Annotated in this window: 10 protein-coding genes and 3 tRNA genes; 8 read left to right on the forward strand and 5 right to left on the reverse strand. The window is 68.2% G+C overall.

Annotated elements, in window-relative coordinates:
- Positions 1-178 precede the first annotated feature (178 nt).
- A complete protein-coding gene (locus IM660_RS02565) occupies positions 179-1189 on the reverse strand; it encodes an NAD(P)H-quinone oxidoreductase (protein ID WP_193497876.1) in 1011 nt (336 codons plus the stop codon).
- Between the two features lie 115 nt (positions 1190-1304).
- Here IM660_RS02565 and IM660_RS02570 point away from each other — a divergent pair.
- The 5 genes from IM660_RS02570 (at position 1305) to IM660_RS02590 (ending at position 12754) form a co-directional block, all read left to right on the forward strand.
- Positions 1305-1393 (forward strand) — tRNA-Ser (locus IM660_RS02570).
- A gap of 38 nt (positions 1394-1431) precedes the next feature.
- Positions 1432-1824 carry a hypothetical protein gene (locus IM660_RS02575; RefSeq protein WP_193497877.1) on the forward strand — a complete coding sequence of 131 codons (393 nt, stop codon included), beginning with the start codon at positions 1432-1434 and terminating at the stop codon, positions 1822-1824.
- 71 nt (positions 1825-1895) lie between these two features.
- Positions 1896-1984: transfer RNA gene (locus IM660_RS02580), tRNA-Ser, on the forward strand.
- 493 nt (positions 1985-2477) lie between these two features.
- Entirely contained in the window at positions 2478-9680 is a 7203-nt protein-coding gene (locus tag IM660_RS02585; protein WP_193497878.1) for a DUF5979 domain-containing protein, read from the forward strand.
- Positions 9681-9964: 284 nt separating this feature from the next.
- Complete coding sequence (locus IM660_RS02590) at positions 9965-12754, forward strand: discoidin domain-containing protein (protein WP_193497879.1); 2790 nt, start codon at positions 9965-9967, stop codon at positions 12752-12754.
- Here IM660_RS02590 and IM660_RS02595 read toward each other — a convergent pair.
- Positions 12696-13643, reverse strand: coding sequence for a MurR/RpiR family transcriptional regulator (locus IM660_RS02595; protein WP_193497880.1), 948 nt, complete (start codon positions 13641-13643; stop codon positions 12696-12698). The genes IM660_RS02590 and IM660_RS02595 overlap by 59 nt on opposite strands.
- Before the next feature lie 64 nt (positions 13644-13707).
- Between IM660_RS02595 and ligD the strand changes: the two genes are divergently transcribed.
- Positions 13708-14634 (forward strand): non-homologous end-joining DNA ligase, encoded by a 927-nt coding sequence (gene ligD / locus IM660_RS02600; RefSeq protein WP_193497881.1) that lies wholly within the window; start codon positions 13708-13710, stop codon positions 14632-14634.
- A 64-nt stretch (positions 14635-14698) separates the two neighbouring features.
- The gene (locus tag IM660_RS02605; RefSeq protein WP_246465097.1) at positions 14699-15661 is read left to right on the forward strand and encodes a bile acid:sodium symporter family protein; all 963 of its coding nucleotides are present in this window, start codon (positions 14699-14701) and stop codon (positions 15659-15661) included.
- 19 nt (positions 15662-15680) lie between these two features.
- On the opposite strand, the gene IM660_RS02610 is transcribed toward IM660_RS02605, so the two are convergent.
- Entirely contained in the window at positions 15681-16988 is a 1308-nt protein-coding gene (locus IM660_RS02610) for an FtsX-like permease family protein (RefSeq protein WP_193497883.1), read from the reverse strand.
- Positions 16985-17713: an ABC transporter ATP-binding protein gene (locus tag IM660_RS02615; protein WP_193497884.1), complete on the reverse strand. Its 729-nt coding sequence runs from the start codon at positions 17711-17713 to the stop codon at positions 16985-16987. The genes IM660_RS02610 and IM660_RS02615 overlap by 4 nt, the downstream gene beginning before the upstream one ends.
- Positions 17714-17915: 202 nt before the next feature.
- On the opposite strand from IM660_RS02615, the gene IM660_RS02620 reads away from it, so the two are divergent.
- Positions 17916-17988: transfer RNA gene (locus IM660_RS02620), tRNA-Arg, on the forward strand.
- Positions 17989-18279: 291 nt separating this feature from the next.
- On the opposite strand, the gene IM660_RS02625 is transcribed toward IM660_RS02620, so the two are convergent.
- Positions 18280-18759 (reverse strand): hypothetical protein, encoded by a 480-nt coding sequence (locus IM660_RS02625; RefSeq protein WP_193497885.1) that lies wholly within the window; start codon positions 18757-18759, stop codon positions 18280-18282.
- Between the last annotated feature and the right edge of the window lie 61 nt (positions 18760-18820).

An 18820-nucleotide genomic window follows, 5' to 3' on the forward strand; every position in this document is an offset into this window, starting at 1 on the left:
CGTACTCCCACTGCCGGCTGTACTCCCACTGCCGCCCGTACACCCACTGCCGCCCGTACACCCACCGGGGGTGAAGTTGATGTCGATGATGGGCCCATAACCGACGTCAACTTCACCCCCGGTGGAGATCCGGTCGGTCCTTGTGTCCGGCAGGCGCCCCCGACGGCGTTCCCCCGCCTCAGGGGAGGAGTAGCACCTTCCCGAACACCTCGCCTTCGGCCATCATTCGGTGTGCCTCGGCCGCTTCGGCCAGTGGCACCCGTGCGTGCACGACCGGGCGGACCTTGCCCTCGGTGACCAGTGGCCAAGCACGCTTGCGGAGGTCGGTGAGGATCGCCGTCTTCTGCTCGGTTGGGCGCTGGCGCAGCACCGTGCCGTGGATCGATAGCCACCGGGTGAGCAGCCGAGCCAGGTTCAGTTCGCCGGTGGCTCCCTTCTGCATGCCGAGGACCACGAGGTGGCCGAACGGGGCCAGCACGTCGATGTTCTGGTGCAGGTACTTCGCCCCGACGACGTCCAGCACCACGTCGGCGCCCGCGCCGCCGGTCTCGGCGCGCGTGATCTCGACGAAGTCCTCGTTGCGGTGGTCGATGGCGCGGTGGGCCCCCAGCTCGGCGCACCGGGCGGTGCGGTCGGGGCCACCGGCCGTGGTGAGTACGCGGGCACCGAGGGCGGTCAGCACCTGGATCGCGGCGGTACCCACACCGCCGGAGCCGCCGTGGACGAGGCTCGTGATGCCGGGGAGGGCGTGCGGGGCCAGGCCGACCGTGGCAGGCAACTCGGGGACTGCGATCAGGTTCGACCAGAGTGTCGCCAGGGCCTCGGGAAGTCCCGCAGCGTCGACGAGGTCGAGGCCATCCGGGACCGGAAGCAGATGCTCGGCACGGGCGAGCGCCTGCTCGGCGTACCCTCCGCCGTCGACGAGGGCGCAGACCCGGTCGCCCACGTGATGACCGGTGACGCCGTCGCCGAGCGTGGCGATCGTTCCGGAGACCTCCAGGCCCGGCCAGTCGGGCGCACCCGCGGGCGGCGGGTGCAGACCTTTGAGCTGCAACAGGTCGGCCCGGTTCACTCCGGCGGCTGCCACATCGATCAGCACCTCGCCCGGCCCGGGCGAGAGGGTGGGGACATCGGATCCGGTCAGCGTGGCGGCCGAGGACTCGGGGGAGGAGATCAGCATCGCGCGCATGGCTCCACCCTACGAACGCGGCACGCGTGCGCACACCCGGAGCGGCCCGGCGAGAGGAGCCGTCGGGTTACCGGTTTGGGCCTCCTCGTCGGTGTGGGACAGAATGGGGTCACCAGGAGGGTTGACAGAGCGGCCGAATGTGACGGTCTTGAAAACCGTTGTGCCTCAACAGCACCAAGGGTTCGAATCCCTTACCCTCCGCCAGGTTCCGGCGTACGGTGGCAGACAGGAGGGATGCCATCGTGCCGCGCGGATGGGAATGGTTCAGGTTTGCCGCCGGAGTGGTCGTTGCACCGGGGATGGCCCATGGCGTCGTGTGGTGGGCCTCCTGGTTGACACCGCTGACGATGGCGGTGGCGCTCGTGGTCTTGGTCGCTGTGGTGATCGTTGCGCTGGTGCATGAGCAGCGCGCAGCGGGGCAACGGACCGTGCCTCAGCAACGGCGCCGCGAACGTGTGAATCTCGCGTTCGGCCGCGGTATGGCGCTGGGTGGGATGGGAGCTCTCCTCGCTTCACTGCTCGGGGTGCCATGGCTTGAGTCAGCCCAGGTGGCGTGCGTGGTGATCGCTGGGGGTGGAGCGGGTATGGCCGGCGGCGCGCGAGTGCGTCTGGGCCGCCTGGAGACGGCGACATGACAGCGTTCCCGGCGCCTCGGGAGGGGTGGTTCGCATCATCCCGGTGAGCCCGTTATCCTGGTGGGCACCTAGGAGACGTCGCATAGTCTGGTCTAGTGCGCATCCCTGCTAAGGATGTGAAGGGGCAACCCTTCCGTGGGTTCAAATCCCACCGTCTCCGCCCTGTGATGAAGCCCCGCCCACGCGTTTCGGGCGGGGCTTCATCACATATCTGGCTTGTGGGATTTGGGAGGAGCGAGCGCCAGCGAGGGACGGCTCCCACCGTCTCCGCCCTGTGATGAAGCCCCGCCCACGCGTTTCGGGCGGGGCTTCATCACGTGCTGCAGAGGGGATTTGAGAGGAGCGTCAGCGACGAGCGACGGCTCCCGCGGCCTCCGTGTGACGCGATGGGCATGCAGCAGCGTGCGCATCACCCCGGCTGATTGCCTTACCACGGAGATGTCATGTTCGTCACATCCGAGGGTCGTCCCCGGAGCGTGAATCGTGGCGTTTAGCCCGCAATCGTGCGGGTCAGCGCGCCTCGCGGCCGCTGCTGCCACCTTCCCTCGCTGGTAGTTGAACGAATGAGAAGTCGTGTGACGCTGTCCTTAACTCCTGCCCAGCCAGTCAATCGGGCGGGGCATTCCACACTCTCCGGGGGAAGGTCCATCACTGTGCTGCGCGCAACGAACTCGCCACACCGAGGTATCCGACGGGTGCTCGCGAGCGCCCTTGCGCTCCTACTGACCGGCGGTGCGGTGATCGCCGGAACGACGCCCGCCGTCGCGGACGTCGGCGATCCGCAATACCTGACCGTCGACAAGCGCGTCAGTGCGGACGAGATCTCCGTAGATGAGCCGTTCACCTACACGATCGAAGTGAACTGCTCCGAGGCGACCTGCCTCGAGGCGCACCTGCAGGACCAGTTCCCGGCAGAGCTGGATGGCTACGCCCTGCAGAACGTGACCATCACCCCGTCTTCGTCCGCCGTGCCGCGGGACGTCACGTGGACCGTCGACGGAGCCGAGACCTCACAGCCGAGCGTGCTGACCGATGACACGGTGCTCGACATCCACTTCCAGCAGGAGGGCACCAACCCCGAGGGGACTGGACTCGAGTTCGGCACCCGCGTGAGCGTCAGCATCACCCTCCAGGCACCGGAGAAGGCCCCGGGCGAGTACGCGTTCACCAACACCGCCACCACCGAGGCGTCCAACTCCAACCCGGATTCCTCCGACGCCACCACCACGCTGATGGTCCCGTCCGTGCTCGACGTCGACGTCACCAAGGACTGGGCTCCTGCTGAGGAGACCTTCACCCCCGGCGCCGAGTCCACCATCAGCCTCGGCGTGACGAACACATCCAACGGCCCGGTCGAAACCCTCACCATCCAGGAGCCGCAGAACGCTCCCGACGGCGCCACCTCCCTCGACCCCAGCAACCCGTTCACCCTCACCGACCTCGCCGGACCCGACGGCTTCTCCGCGACCATGCCCCCCGGTGCCGAGCAGGCGCAGGTGGACGTGTACGTGCTGCAGTCCGACGGCAGCTACGGCTGGGAGACCGGTACGCCCGACGCCACCCCCGCGCTGCCCGTCGGCGTCGACCCCGGTGACGTCGCCGGTATCCGGATCACCTACACCGGTGCGGCGATCGAACGGCAGGCGAGCTCCGCCGTCGAGCTGGACCTCGCCCTGCGCGAGACCCACCGCGACACCGGCGACGACCTCTCCGTGGCCACGCACACAGTGGACAACACCACGGTCGGAAGCGCCGCCGTCGCCGATCGTGACCCGGCCACCGCTACCGCCGACGCCAGCTACACGGTGACCCCGCCGGCCCTGGGTGTGGAGACCAGCAAGAACATCAGCCCGAACCGGATCGCCGCTGGTGACAGCGCCGAGGCCACCCTCACCGGGACAAACGCCTCCGACATCCCGGTGGCCGAACTGCGTCTGGCCGACCTCGACTACTTCACCGCCGACCTCACCTTCGATGGCTTCACGGCGGCACCCAGCTGGCCGGCGGGCGCCACCGGCGCCGAGGTGATCTACCACCCGCTTGACGGTTCCGACCCGGTCAGCATCCCGTTCGCTGACGGCGAGACACCTGCCGCGCCGGCCGAGCCGATCTCTGGCTTCGAGCTGGTGTTCACAGCCGACGCACCCGGGATCGAGCCGGCTGCGAGCACGAGCGCCGACTTCGTGATCGGCTCGACCGAGGCTGCCGTCAGCACCGGTGAGACGCTCCCCACCACGAACACCGTCGACACCAGCATCACCACGTTCAACGACCGCACCGCCGAGGCGAGCGACGACGCGAACCTCACATTGGTGGCCCCGGCCGTCGAGGTCGAACTCACCAAGACGATCCGCCCGGGCGCCACCGTGCGCCCCGGTGAGGATGTCGTCACCGAACTGCGCTCGAACCTGACCACCACCTCGGATTACGTCACGGCCACTCAGATCGTGGTCGAGGACTCCCTCACCGGTGACGGCGGCTTCTGGGACGCCTTCAACGTCGACTCCGTGGCACCCACCCAGGTGCCGAGCAACACCGACCTGACCGTCGAGGTGCAGTTGCCCGACGGTAGCTGGACGTCCGTGGCCGTCTTCGACGCCCAGGCCGGTCCCTTCCTCGCCTCGCTCAGCCAGGCCGAGATCGCCGCCGCGCTCCCCGGCGGCGTGACCACCGAGGACCTCACCGGCATCCGGTTCATCTTCGACAACGCCGACGGGTTCGCCGCCGACACCACCGTGACCCCCTACGTGGTCTCCACCGCACGCGACGCGCTGCGCTCGGGCGGTGAGATCACCGAGGACGGTGTGGACGTGGAGAACCTCGCCACCACCACCGGTACGGGTGAGACCGAGGCGGGTACCCCGCTCACCGACACGGATGAGGACGTCGACTCCGCCGGCGTCGCGCCCCAACCGGGCGGACCCGGACCCGGAGTCGGCATCGACAAGTCCTGGGACCGGGCCACCATTCCGGCCCAGACCGACCAGCAGGCGGGTACCACCCTCTCCTGGCGTGTCTCGCCCGGATTCGAGCAGGTGGTCATCAGCGACCCCGCCGCGCCCGTGCCCGGCGATGTGTCCGACACCGTGTACGACACCTTCGACCTGGTCCAGCTCGACCCGATCGCCGGCAGTGACGAGCCGTACAGCAACGGCTGGTTCCTGAAGTACGACACCATCACCGCCGTCGAGCTTTACGACGGCACCAGCTGGCAGACCGTGGCCGAGCCAGCGGACGGCTGGCAGTCGAACGGTGCCTTTGTGGGCTACACCCTCACCACGGACGAGCGGGCCTCCACGGTGGCGATGCGGATCGTCCTCGAAGAGAACACCGCCGCCCGCGAGGCAGCGGCCACCGCCGGTGGTGCCTACGACCCGTACGCGCCGACCCCCGGCACCGGCGTGGCGACCAGCAGCGTCGACCGTACCTTCGACCAGACCTGGCGCCTGCGCGACCAGTTGCGCTCCGACGGATCCTGGATCACCGATGAGGCGGTCTACAACGCCGGTGAATCCGGCGTGGTGGACAACACCACCAGCGTCACCGGCACGCCCATCGGCGGGGGCGACCCCGTGACCGACAGCGACAACGCGGTGATCACCATCACCACCACGCCGCCGGGGGTGCAGGTCGGCAAGAGTGTGGATCCCACCAGCGAGCTATACGTGCCGATGGAAGGCACCACCGAGCCCGGTGACTACCCGACGGCGACGTTCACGCTCACCGCGCGTAACGACTCGGTGACCCCCGCCTCCTACGTGCGCCTCATGGACCCGCCCGCATGCACCGATGCCGAGAGCATCTCCGTCTGCCAGAGCGAGGCGAGTGAGGCCGGTGCCCTCGCCGACCCGTTCACCGCCGACATCGACTGGCTGCGGGAGGGGAGTCCGTTCGACCGGTTCAACCTGACCGGTCTCGACATCTCCGCCGGGATCGCCGACCAGGTGGATCTCGCCGAGAGCGTCGTGTGGCTGCTGCACGAGGACGGCACCACCAGCCAGGTCACGGCCGAGGAGGCCACCGCGCGCACCGCGCAGGAGCTGGCCGATGTGATCGGCCTGAGCGTGACCTACGCCGGTGCAGATCTGGCGACGATCACCTCAGACAACACGCTCACCGTGGTGCTCGAGACCCAACTGCGCACCACCCTGCGGTCTACCGGTGAGCTCCAGGTGCTCTCGGCGAACGACCACCTGCAGATCCCGAACCGGGTATTCGCCCAGTCCTACGACCCGCTGCTCAACGACGGTGCACTCACCGGCGCCAACGCGAGTGCCGCCGTCGGGCTCACCGGCGGGGACATCAACGTGGCCCCCTCCAAGTCGGTCTCCCCGGATGCGCTCACCGAGCCCACCCGAGACGAGCCGGTCACGGTCACCCTGGGGGCGGACCAGGGCACCGACCCGGTGAGCACGCTGGCACCGGCCGAGGTGCGCCTCACCGATGACGTCACGACGTCGCCGGACTTCTGGAACACCTTCAACCTCACCGGCCTCGGGGAGATCACTGCTCCCGACGGCGCAGACCAGGTCGCGATCGGGGTGTACGGACCGTTCGGTACCGACGGCGAGCTGGAGTGGGTGAGCGGCGCGCCTACCGGTATCGACACGGCCGCCCTGCCGGATGTGGACCTCACCGAGGTGCAGGGTGTCCGGTTCGCGTTCTCCCGCGCAGACGGCGAGTTCTTCTCCGACGATGTGCCGGCGCCGGGCTGGTCGGCCAACGCCGCGTTCACCGTGCAGCTGCGCGAGGACTACCGTGACTCCGGCGAGGCCGTGCAGCTCGAGGGAGAGGTGACCAACACCGTCACCGTCATCAGTGACCGGTTGAACGGAGAAAGCTCCGAGGCCAAGGCGACGGACGCCGTCGTGGGCCTGAGCGAAGGCACCGCCGAGCTCGAGGTGAACAAACTCGCCAACGACGGCAACCGCACGGCAACTGTGGGCGACCTGGTGCCGTGGGACCTGACCGTGCACAACTCCGGAACCGGATACCTGGACCTCACCGAGGTGCGGGATGCACTCCCGGAGCACCTCGCCTACCTCGGCGACGAGCCCACCTACACCGCCGACGACGACGGCGCGCTCAGTGAGGACGTCACGCTGACCCAGGAGGGTGAGGAGCTGGTCTTCACCTGGCCCGAGGGTGAGAACCGGATGCTGCCGGGGGAGACGTTCACCATCCGGGTGCTGCTCGAACTTCAGCCGGGCCTGAGTTCCGGAGAACGCACCACGAACACGATGGTCGCCTCCACCGTTCAGACGCTGGAACGGTGCGAGAACGTCGTCTCCGGTGGGTCCACCACCGACGACTGGGCCGGTGATCCCACGACCTGTGGCGCCACCGACTACGTTCAGCCCGCCCAGGGGACCAACCTCTACACCCTCAAGGGTGTGCGCGGGGAGCTGGAGGGTGCGCACCACAGCTCCTCGGTGGACCGGCTGTGCGAGCCGACGCTGACGGCCACCGGCGGCGACTACTACCGCGCACCGTGTGCCGCCAACAGCGTGATCGGCGGGACCGACGACTGGGTGCTGCAGACCGTGAACGCCGGCACCACCGATATCACCGAGATGGTGGTCTTCGACCAGCTACCCGTGGCCGGGGACCTCTCCCTGGTCGCGGGCAGCGACCGCGGCTCGGTGTACCGGCCGCAGCTGCTGGACAACCTGCTGGTGACCGCCCCCGAGGGCACCGAGACCGTCATCGAGGTGACCACCAGCGACGACGTCTGCGTGGGCACCTGGTCGGAGGTCACCACGGCCGAGCCCTGCACCGCCAGCGGTGAGGAGTGGACTGAGCTGACCGACGGCACCGACCTCTCGCAGGTGTCCGGCCTGCGGATCTGGCTGGACTTCAGTGCCACGGCTGCGGGTGCTCTCGTGCCCGGACAGGGCGTGGACGTGACCTACTCCAGCGAGAACGTCCCGGCCACTGATGTCGATCCGAGCGGTGCCCCGGTGGACGTGCCGGTGACCGACACGTACGCGTGGAACCAGTTCGGGGTCAAGTACCAGGTGGCGGGCGAGGACCGCTACGAGAGGCTCGCACCGTCCCCCGTGGGCGTGCACCTGCGTACGGGCTCGCTCGAGGTGGTCAAGGACGTGACCGGCCCCGCTGCCGGCTACGCCGCGCAGGAGTTCCTGGCCGACCTGGTCTGCACCGTGCAAGGAGCGCCGCTCGACATGGGCGAGTACTCCACGCTGACCCTCATCGACGGTGAATCGGTCCGGGTGGACGGCATCCCACTCGGGTCAGAGTGCGTGGTCACCGAGCAGGGTGAGGTCGGCGAGTTCGGCGAGACCAGCCGGGAACCGGGTTCGGTCACCCTCGACATCACCGAGATGACCGGTACCGAGGACGAGGTTCCTGCTGCTCAGGTGGGCCAGCTCGGCAATGACTACCAGTACGCCGGCCTCAGCGTCACCAAGAATGTCGACACCCAGGCCACCTCCGGTGAGCTCGGACCGTTCGACTTCACCCTGACGTGTACTACGGCACTGGGCGTTCCGGTCGACTTCGGCAACGGCGCGACGGAGCTCGCGTTCACGCTTGCCGACGGCGAGACGTTCGACGCGCCGGCCGGCACTATTCCTGCTGGTTCCGACTGTGTGCTCACCGAAGCCGACGCCGCCCAGGACGAGGTGGTGATCGTCGGCACCAACGTCACCGACAACGGCGACGGGTCGGCCACGATCGGCGTCGATGTCACCGGCGCCGAGGTCGAGGTGACCAACGGGTACGACGCGGGTGTGCTGTCGGTGACCAAGGTTGCCGAAGGAGACGGGGCCGACCTGTACGGCACCGGGCCGTTCGGTTTCGAGGCCGTCTGCACCTACGACGGGCAGACCCTGCTCGAGGAGTCCTTCGAACTCGCGGCCGGCGGGGAGCGCTCGTTCGGCACCTACCCGGCCGGCACCGAGTGCGTCGTCACCGAGACCGCGACCGGGGGAGCGAACGCCTCGGCGCTCGATCCTGCTGATGGTGTGGTCACCATCGCGGGCCCGGAGACCGACGACGAGAACGTGGGCACCGTGGGCGTGACCGCCACGAACACCTTCGTCCTCGGTGAGGTCGCCATCGAGAAGGTCGTCGATGGGCCGGGTGCTGAGCTCTATGGCGCCGGTCCGTTCACCGCGCAGGCGGTCTGTACCTGGGACCGCGACGGCGAGCAGGTGAGCGTCGAGCTGCCGAACGACGGTCTCATTCAGCTCAATGCTGCGAACGGTTACGCCGCCACCATCGGCGACCTGCTGGTGGGCACGGAGTGCGTAGTGACCGAGGTTGCCGACGGCGGAGCTACCGCAACGCAGATCCTCCCGGCCGACGGGGTGGTCACCGTGGGAGAAGAGACCGCTGTGGTCACACTGACCAACACCTTCGACGTGACGTCACTGACGGTGACCAAGCAGATCGAGGGTGAGCCTGCCGGTGAGGCGAGCTTCGCCGTCACCCTGGTCTGTTCCTGGATGGTGGACGGCGAGGAACGCGACGTCGAGATCCCCGGTGGTGCAGTGCGTGAACTGCAGGCTCCAGATGACCTGACGGTCACCTACCAGGACCTGCCGATCGGCGCCGACTGTGTGGTGAACGAGTCCGAGACCGGTGGTGCGGACGCGACCACGATCACCGTGACGGCCGCTGGTGAGGAGGTCACTACCGAGGGCGACTCGGCTGAACTGACCACGCTCGCCGACGCCGGTACCACGGTCACGGTGACCAACGTCTTCGACCCGGAGCCGGGCGCCGGTGACCTGCCGGGCACGGGCACCGAACCGGTGTGGTGGATCGCCGGTGCGGCGCTGCTCATGCTGGCCGGAGGCATCCTGCTGGGGGTGCGACGGCGACAGATCTGATCACGCTCCCCCGAGCCTGATCACGGGTTGCACCATGGTGCGGCCGATCCGCAGGCGTGCCCCATCCGACAGGGTGGGGCACGCCTGTGGCGTTTGGTGCGTCCTCCAGGAGCAGATGTGTCCTCGTTTATCCACCGCTCGATCTGGGCGCGGTTCCGCAACGTGAGTGCTTCGCAAGGAATGAAAGTGTGTTTCACACAATTGACATTGTCGTGGAACAATCACTAATCTCATCGTGACAGTGGCGAAGGCGTCACGAGAGCACAGTCACAAGGGAGAGGCTCATGCGGGATCGAACCCGACGGGTGTCCGGATCGAAGAGAGCGGCAGGGACAGGGCTGATTGCTGCGCTCGTGGGCTCGTTGCTGGTGGGTGCTGCCGCACCTGCATTCGCAGCGCCGGACCCGACGTCCGTGGATTCCTATGCGCCTGAGGGGACCGCCAACCTCGCCCTGGCAGGTCTCGTCACGGTGAGCAGCTCCCAGGGCGGCGCGTCTCCGGATGTCCTCAACGACGGCGAATCGGGCAGTCCCGAACTCGGCGTGTGGGTCGCCGCTGAGACCGGACCCGATGCCGGCGGCTTCGTCCAGGTGGATCTGCCGCAGGAGGCCGAGATGTCCAGAGTCGTGGTCTTCCCTCGCGGCGACCCGGGCTTCTACGGCGTCTACTACCCGATCGACTTCACCGTCAGTGTGCTCGACGCCCAGGGCGAGACCGTCGTCGAGGAGCGGATCGAGCACGAGGACAGCGCCGAAGCGGTGGTGAGTGAGCCCGACGTCGTCGACTTCGACGGGCCCGTGACAGGCGTCGCGGTGCGGATCGACGTCACGACGCGGCAGTCCCGTGAGGGCGGGGTGCTGCAATTCTCCGAGATCGCCGTCTTCGGGATCGGGCAGGAGGCGCCCGACTATCAGCCAGATGGCACCGACAACCTCTCCCTGACCGCATCGGTCACCGCCTCCTCCAGCTATGAGCAGCCGGGCGAGTCCTGGTCGGCACGCTTCGCCATCGACGGCGATACCGGGCGAACCAGCGGCTGGAGCACCGATCCCTACGCGCGCGTCCAGGACCCGAGCACGAGCGCCAGCCTGCTGCTTCAGCTGCAGTGCGCATCGGATCTGTCCCGGGTGGTCGTGTTCCCGAGAGACAAGTCCTTCCCCCGCGACTATCGCATCGAGACTTCCGACGACGCTGTCACGTGGACAACAGTCGCCGAGAGTCTCGACAACCCGCCGAACCAGTCCGAACCGCAGGTCTTTGACCTGGCGGCTGGGACCACGGCCCGCTACGTACGGCTGTTCGTGGACACCCGCAACGGACCCGCCGGCGTGGACGGCTATCTCGTCCAGCTCGCCGAGATCGCGGTCTACGGCCAGGGCGCAGGCTGTGTGAACCAGGTGAAGCCGGCATTGCTGCTGGAGCCGGGTGCGAGCGATGACACATGGTTCGCCGACACCGCGGAAGACGGTCAGTACGACGTGACCTCCTCGGCGCCGGAGGTTGCCACCGTCGGCGCCGACGGCACGATCACCGCCGTCGCACCGGGGCAGGCGACTATCACGTTGGTGGCCGGTGAGACCACGCTGAGCGTGCCGGTGGAGGTCGCAGCCGACGTCGAACGCATCGGTGACGACTTCGCGATCACCGTCTTCTGGGCCCCGCTGCCCGAGTACGTCAACGACGAGCAGTACGACTATCTCGCCGACGCCGGGATCGACATCGTGCAGGCTTCGCAGCTGACGGCCACGCGGGAGATCAATCTGGAGATGGCCCGCCTCTCTCACGAGCGTGGGATGCAGACCATCGTCCAGGATCAGTCGGCCACCGGTGCGTTCACCACCTGGTCGGAGCAAGAGGCCGGCGACTGGGCGCAGAGCTATACCAACGTGCCCGGAGTGGGTGGCTTCTACCTGATCGACGAGCCCGCTGACGCGACGCAGTACGCCACCGCATTCAACGGCATCCGCGATGCTGCTCCGGAGTACTACCCGCACCTCAACTTCTTCCCCTACGGCTATTACGGCGGCGCCGATCAGAGCGATGCCGCGATGTGGGCCTGGCTCGATGCCACTGCACCGCACGCGATCGATGAACCCGACTACCTCATGTATGACCTGTATCCCTTCCTGATCGAGGGCACGAACTACGAGGGACTGTTCACCAACCTCGACACGGTGCGCGAGGTGGGCCTCGAGTACGACATCAAGACCGCCATGTACCTGCAGAGCGTCGGGATCCCGGGCGCCTACCGTCGTACCAACCCCACCGAGATCACCTACGAGGCGAACCTCGCCATGGCGTACGGGTACAAGCAGCTGTCCTACTTCACCTGGTGGACGCCGACCGACCGGGGTGAGCCGTTCACCGATGCGATCATGACCGCAGACGGACGGCCGACCGACCTGTATGGCCCGGTCCGTGAGCTCAACGCGCAGATCCACGCCCTCGGCCCGACGCTCATGCGATTGGATGCCCGGGAGGTGTACCTGGCGGGGAACACCCATGGTCAGCAGCCCGTGCCGGAGGGTTTCTTCGTCCAGCCACAGAGCGAAGGTGACCTGGTGCTCTCGCACATGGTCGACCGCACGAACGGTGATGAGTACCTGTTCGTGGTGAACAACAGCTTCACGGATGGTCAGGACGCTGCGCTCGCGTTCACCGACCCGCAGACGAGGCTGCAGGAGGTGAGCCGCGCTGACGGTTCGCTCGGTTCTGTGTTCGACCTAGCGACGGGAGACGGAGCTACGGCAGTGCTGGAGCGGAGTTTCGCCCCCGGGGAGGGTGTGCTCTACCGGATCGCGACGGATGACCTGCAGGAGCCTGAGCCCACGGAGCCTCCGACCGAGCAGCCCACGGAGCAGCCCACCGGGCCGGGTGAGGAACCCACGGGTTCACCGTCGCAGCAGCCGGCCGATGGCGAGGACGGCGGTCCCGTGACCGGCGGTGGCTCGAACGACGGTCTGCCTGCCACCGGTGCTCAGGACCTGGCTGCCCTGGCCGCGCTGGCTGCGATGGTCACGGTCGGTGGCGTGCTGCTGGTCCGCCGGGGGCAGGTTTCCCGCCGAGCCGGGTGACTGCCTCGCGAGCCCGGCGGGCGTGCTCCTGCGAACGTTCCTGGTCGTGCCAGGAGACGAGCAGGTAGAGCAGGTCGGCGGCGAAGACCTGGGTGTGCGAGGCGGTCAGCTGACCCAGATCGCGGTAGTCATCCGGTGGTGCGGTGCGGATGAGCAGGTCGGCCAGGTCCGCGAGCGGTGAACGGTCATCGCTGGTGATGGCGATGGTTGCCGCACCGGCGTCGCGGGCTACGGTCAGCATCGTGATCGTCTCGGTTGTCACGCCCGAGTTGGAGACGCCCACGGCGACGGACGAACTGCTCAAACAGGCTGCGCTCATCGCTCCCATGTGCAGGTCGGACCAGCTGCGTGCGTTGATGCCGACCTGAAACAGCCGCTCCACGAGCCCGCTGGCCACCGAACCTGATCCGCCGACGCCGTAGACGTCCACCCGCGAGCTCTCGGCGATCAGCTGCGCCGCCTCGCGGACCTGACGTAGGTCAGTGAGGTCGGCCGAGGCCTGCAGCGCTTGGACGTGAGTCGAGAGAAAGGTCTTCAGCAGCTCTTGGTCGTCCATCTCCGGGTGCACCATGGCTCCGGGCTCGCCGGCCAGGCCGTCTTGTGCGACGGAACGACCGACATCGGCCGCTGCTCCGACTCGTAGTTGGAGGTAGCCGCCATAGCCGAGAACCTTGCAGAACCGGCTCAGTGTGGGCGGTGAGACCCCAGCCCGGGCAGCCAGGCCAGAACTCGAGAGGTTGATGGGTAGCTCCGGGTTCTCCAGCAGCAGTGCTGCGAGGCTGGCCATGCCGCGCGTCAGTCGTGGTTGGGCCGCCTGGAGTCGTGCCCTCAGGCCGAAATCGGCCGGGAACGTCGACGGTTCGTCTCCTGGATCGCGCGGATGCCCCATTCGCACTATTCTCCCTGTCCTGAAAGTGATTTTCAAGACGGGATGGCGTGCGTACGCTGAGGTCATGGCCGATGACGCCGCCGAACTCACTGTCGGAGATCGCACGATCCGCATCTCCCACCCGGACCGGGTCATGTTCCCCGCCCGCGGGGAGACCAAACTCGACCTTGCCCACTACTACCTCGCCGTCGGTGACGGCATCACCCGGGCGCTGCGCGAACGGCCATGCATGCTGCACCGGTTCCCCACCGGGGTGAGCGGCGAGAAGGTGCACCAGAAGCGCCTGCCGCGAGGGGCGCCGTCGTGGGTGGAGACGGTGCAGGTGTATTTCCCCCGGTACAAACGTACGGCGGACGAGTTGTGCGTGACCGAACCTGCCAGCGTGATCTGGGCGGTGCAGATGGGCACCGTGGAGTTCCACCCCTGGAACTCCCGCCGCGAGCATGTGGAAGAACCCGATGAGTGGCGCATCGATCTCGATCCGATGCCGGACTGCCCGTTCGACCGGGTGCGCCGGGTCGCTCACGTCGCCCACGAGATCCTCGACGAGCTCGGCATCACCGGCTACCCCAAGACGTCCGGCGGATCCGGCCTGCACATCTACGTACGGATCGAGCCCCGGTGGGGCTTCGATGAGGTCAGGACGGCGGCTCTCGCCTTCGCGCGCGAGGTCGCCCGGCGTGCTCCCGACGACGTCACGACCGAGTGGTGGCGCAAGGACAGGGACCCGGCGTCCGTCTTCGTGGACTACAACCAGAACGCACGTGACCACACGATGGCCGCCGCCTATTCGGTACGCGGCAACCCCGAAGCCACCGTGTCCACTCCGATCGCCTGGGACGAGATCGCCGAGGTCGACCCCCGAGAGCTGACCCTCGCCACCGTGCCGGACCGGTTCGCCCGCCTCGGGGACCTGCATGCCCGCATCGACGAGGTCGCCCACACGATCGAACCGTTGCTGGAGTGGGCCGAGCGCGACGAGAAGTCCTGACACACGCCCGTCATCTTCGCCCGGTTACTGTGGCGATCATGTTCGTTCACTCCCAGGCGGTCGCGTGAAGCGGCTCCGCGGACTCTGGTCGGCGATCGACCCCTTCGTGCTCCTCATCCTGACCGCGCTCGTGCTGGGCTTGGTGCTGCCCTTGTCGGGGCCCGTGCTCGATGGCGTCACGACCGTGGGCGATGTGGCGATCTTCGTGTTGTTCTTGGTGTACGGCATGCGCTTGCGCACCACCGAGGTGCTCGGGGGCCTGCGGAACTGGCGGCTGCAGGGCGGCATCCTCGCTTCCACGTACCTGCTCTTCCCGGCACTGGGGGTGCTGATCGGCTGGGCCACCGAGCCGCTGGTGGGGGCTGCCTTCGCCGCCGGTCTGCTGTACCTGAGCCTGCTGCCCTCCACGGTGCAGTCTTCGGTCGCCTTCGTCTCCGTCGCGCGCGGGAACGTGGCCGGGGCGATCTGCGCGGCGACGGTCTCTAATGTCGTCGGGATGGTGCTCACCCCGCTGCTGGTGCTGTGGCTGATGGGCGCCTCTGGGGCGACCGGCTGGGGTGGTCTGCAGTCAGTGCTGCTGCAGTTGCTGCTGCCGTTCGTGATCGGCCAGCTGCTGCAGCCGTTCGTGGGGGAGTGGGTGCGGGCGCACGCCCACCTGACCAAGGTGCTCGACCGGGGCACTGTGGTGCTGCTGGTGTTCGGAGCCGTCGCCCATGCCACGGCCGACGGCGTCTGGGGCCAGGTCACGCCCCTCACCCTGGTGGTGCTGCTCGCCGTCAGCGCCTTCCTCCTGACGGCGGTGCTCGCCGCGACCTGGTGGGGCGGTCAGGGCCTCGGGTTGGATGTCGAGGACCGCATCGCGCTGCTCATGTGCGGGTCGAAGAAGTCTCTGGCCACCGGGTTGCCGATGGCGCTGGTGCTGTTCCCTGCCGCGACGGCCGCAACGATCGCGGTGCCGGTGATCATCTTCCACCAGCTGCAGCTCGTGGTGTGCGCGGCACTAGCCCGGCGGTTTGCTGCCCGCTGACCGGGCGGACGCGGGCAGGTCAGGTGAGTACGGTCCGCACCACCCGGCCGGAGGCGAGTACACCGAGCAGCACCAGGGTGCATGCCCCGGCGACGCTCAGCGCGAACTGGATGAGCACCGGTGCGGCGGTGACGAAGGCGAAACCGAGTGCCGGGACCATGAACAGCAGCGCGGAGGCGGTGGCCAGTCCCACGGCAACCGCCAGTGGCACGAGAGTCTCCTGCAGGCGGGCGGCGTCGAGCACGCGCCGATCCGTGCCCGCCAGTCGCAGCGCCCGGTACTCCCCGGCCTGGTCGATCACCCGGCCCGCCTGCATCACCCCGGTTGAGACGGCCGCGACCACGCCCGCGATCGCGAGCGTCAGGAAGCCCCCGGTCGACATGTCGCGGGCCATCTGGTCGCCCTGATCGCCACTGAACATCGCGATGGCGGCCGTCATTCCAGCGATGAACGTCGCCAGCGCGACGCCCCCGACGCTGCGCCACGCTGTGCGCGGGGAGTCGATGATGCGCCGAGCCGCGATCAACGTGGCGGGCGTGCGGGCCCGCCATGCAGCGAATCGGCCGATCAGACCCATGACCCACGGCCCGAGTGCGTTCATCATCGCGAACCCGCCGACAACAAGGACCACCAGCACACCGAGACCCGCCTGGCCGCTGTTCAGGAGAACGGCGAACGCACCGCCGAACGCGACCATGGGGAGCACGCGTGACCAGTGCAGCGGACTGGGCGACGTCCGTGCGGCCACGCCGAGCGGTGTGATCGCGACCTTCCGCAGGCTCCCGCCCGCAGAGAACAGCGCCACCAGAGTCACCACAGCGACGATCGCCACATAGACCCACCACGGGGCGACGAGCTCGCCGTAGCTGAACGGCACGCCTTGGAACGAGATCTGCAGCACCAGCGGGATCAGCGCGAATGTCCCGGCGGTTCCGAGGAGAGCTCCGGTCAGCGCCTGGCCCGTCGCATCGAGGATCGTCAACAGGGATACCTGCCCGGTGGTGGCGCCCGCGAGACGCAGGGCGGCCAATCGTTCGTCCCGCCGTGCGACGGCGAGCCGGGCCGCGGCGCCACCGAGTGTGATCAGCGGGACCATCAGCAGCGCCGAGGCGGTCCCGGCCAGCGTGATGTAGAAGCCGGCCTCGTCCGCTGCCCCCGGTGCCTGCCCACGTTCGACGAATGCCAGGAGGCCCCCGAGCACGACTCCGGTGACTGCCGTCGTGACAGCGAACGCCAGCACGGCCAGTGCCGTGGTGAGGCGCTGCGGATCGCCGCTCCCGGCGGTGCGCCGGCGTAGCAGCAACCACAGGTCGACTGCCGCCTTCATCGGGTGGCCCGGACGTCGTCGGGGGATGACGCTTCGCGCCGGTGCTCGGCCACGATCCGACCGTCCTGCATCTGAACGGTGCGCTCGCACCAGCGGGCCACCTGCGGATCATGGGTGACGATCACCAGCGCCGCCCCGGTGGCGCGGGTGGCGTCGGTGAGCACTCGCAGCACCTCGGCTCCGGTCTGCTGGTCGAGTGCGCCGGTGGGTTCGTCGGCGAACACCACACCCGGCGAGCCCACCAACGCGCGCGCGATCGCGACGCGTTGGGCCTGGCCGCCCGAGAGTTCGCCCGGGCGTCGGTTCGCCATTCCGGCGAGGCCAAGGAACTCCAGCCAGCGCTGTGCGGTCTGGACCGCAGAAGCGCGTGGGACGCCGCCGAGCATCAGCGGCAGGGCCGCGTTCTCCTCGGCCGGGAGCTCCGGAAGCAGCTGCCCGGATTGGAAGACGAACCCGAAGTCGGTGCGGCGCAGGGCGGTGCGGGCGGCGTCGGAGAGCGAGGCCAGGTTCTGGCCCGCCCAGAGCACCTCGCCCTGGGTCGGCGTGAGCACACCGGCGAGGCAGTGCAGGAGCGTCGTCTTGCCGGAGCCGGAGGGGCCCATGACGGCGACCGACTCACCTGGGGCGATGGTCAGGTCGACGCCGGCGAGCGCCGTGGTGGTGACGCCGTCGGTGCCGTAGGTCTTCACCAGATGGTGGGCGGTGAGAGGGGTGCGTGTGGTCATGTCCTCACTCTGGCGCCGGTCTCACGGTGGCGGTATCGGCCCCTGGGATCGAGGTTCATCGTGGGGATCCACCCCTGGTCTGGTGCGATCTGCGACCCTGGGCGGAGGCGAGTGCGGTGGTGCAGTGTGATCGGTCCGACAACGGCTGGATTGGTCAGCGGCGCCCGGGACCGGTAGAGTGGCACGCGGCCTTGAGCCATGAGCGCCCGTAGCTTAATGGATAGAGCATCTGACTACGGATCAGAAGGTTGGGGGTTCGAGTCCCTCCGGGCGCGCTCGTTGAGACAGCGACACAGAAGGGCCGGAATCATTGAGATTCCGGCCCTTCTGCGTTGTTGGGTGATCCTGCATCGCTGTACTCCGGCCCCGGGGTGGTTCGGATGGTGAGGAGCCATCTCCGTCGCCTGTGATGCAGATCACAGGCGATCTCGCGTGAGCATTCCTGCGCTGATGTGTCGTAGATGGTGAGCGTAGTCGTTGCGGTCTCTCCCCCGGGCCTGCACGTGCGTGCGCTCCAAACCCGGGCGGGCCGTTCGCGGCCCGCCCGGGGCCATTTCTGGCCTCAATCACTGAGGGGTGGCGAGGGTGTTCACTCCGAGCGCGGCGAGCGTGCCGAAGGCGACTCCCCAGATTGCGATCGAGGCGATCTGCCAGCCGATCACGGCATTGCGAGATGCGCCGAAGGAGACCATCGCCATCGACGTGATCTGGCTGGGCAAGACGGTCTGGCCCAGCAGGCTCACGCCAGGGACGCCGAACCTGTCGAACATCCGCTTGAGCCGCTCACGCCGCGGGCTGTGCTCCGGCTGCCGGTTCTTTGTCGCGGCGTTGCGCACGCGGGAGGCGCCGAGTACGAGGATCACCATCGAGGCGACGTTCCCCACGATCGCCGCAGGGATCGCGACGAACGGGCTGAGTCCGGCGAGCACGCCGATGACGGAGCCGAAGTAGGACTCCACGAACGGGATCGCGCTCGCGAGGACTACTCCCAGCCACTGGATCACCGGGGGAAGTCCTTCGGTGAACTCACGCAACGACTCGATCATGATGGTGCTCCTTCTGGGCAATTGGCCGGGCGATTCCGGCCGGCAACGGGTACTAGACCAG

This window comes from Ruania alkalisoli (assembly GCF_014960965.1).
GTDB classification, from domain to species: domain Bacteria; phylum Actinomycetota; class Actinomycetes; order Actinomycetales; family Beutenbergiaceae; genus Ruania; species Ruania alkalisoli.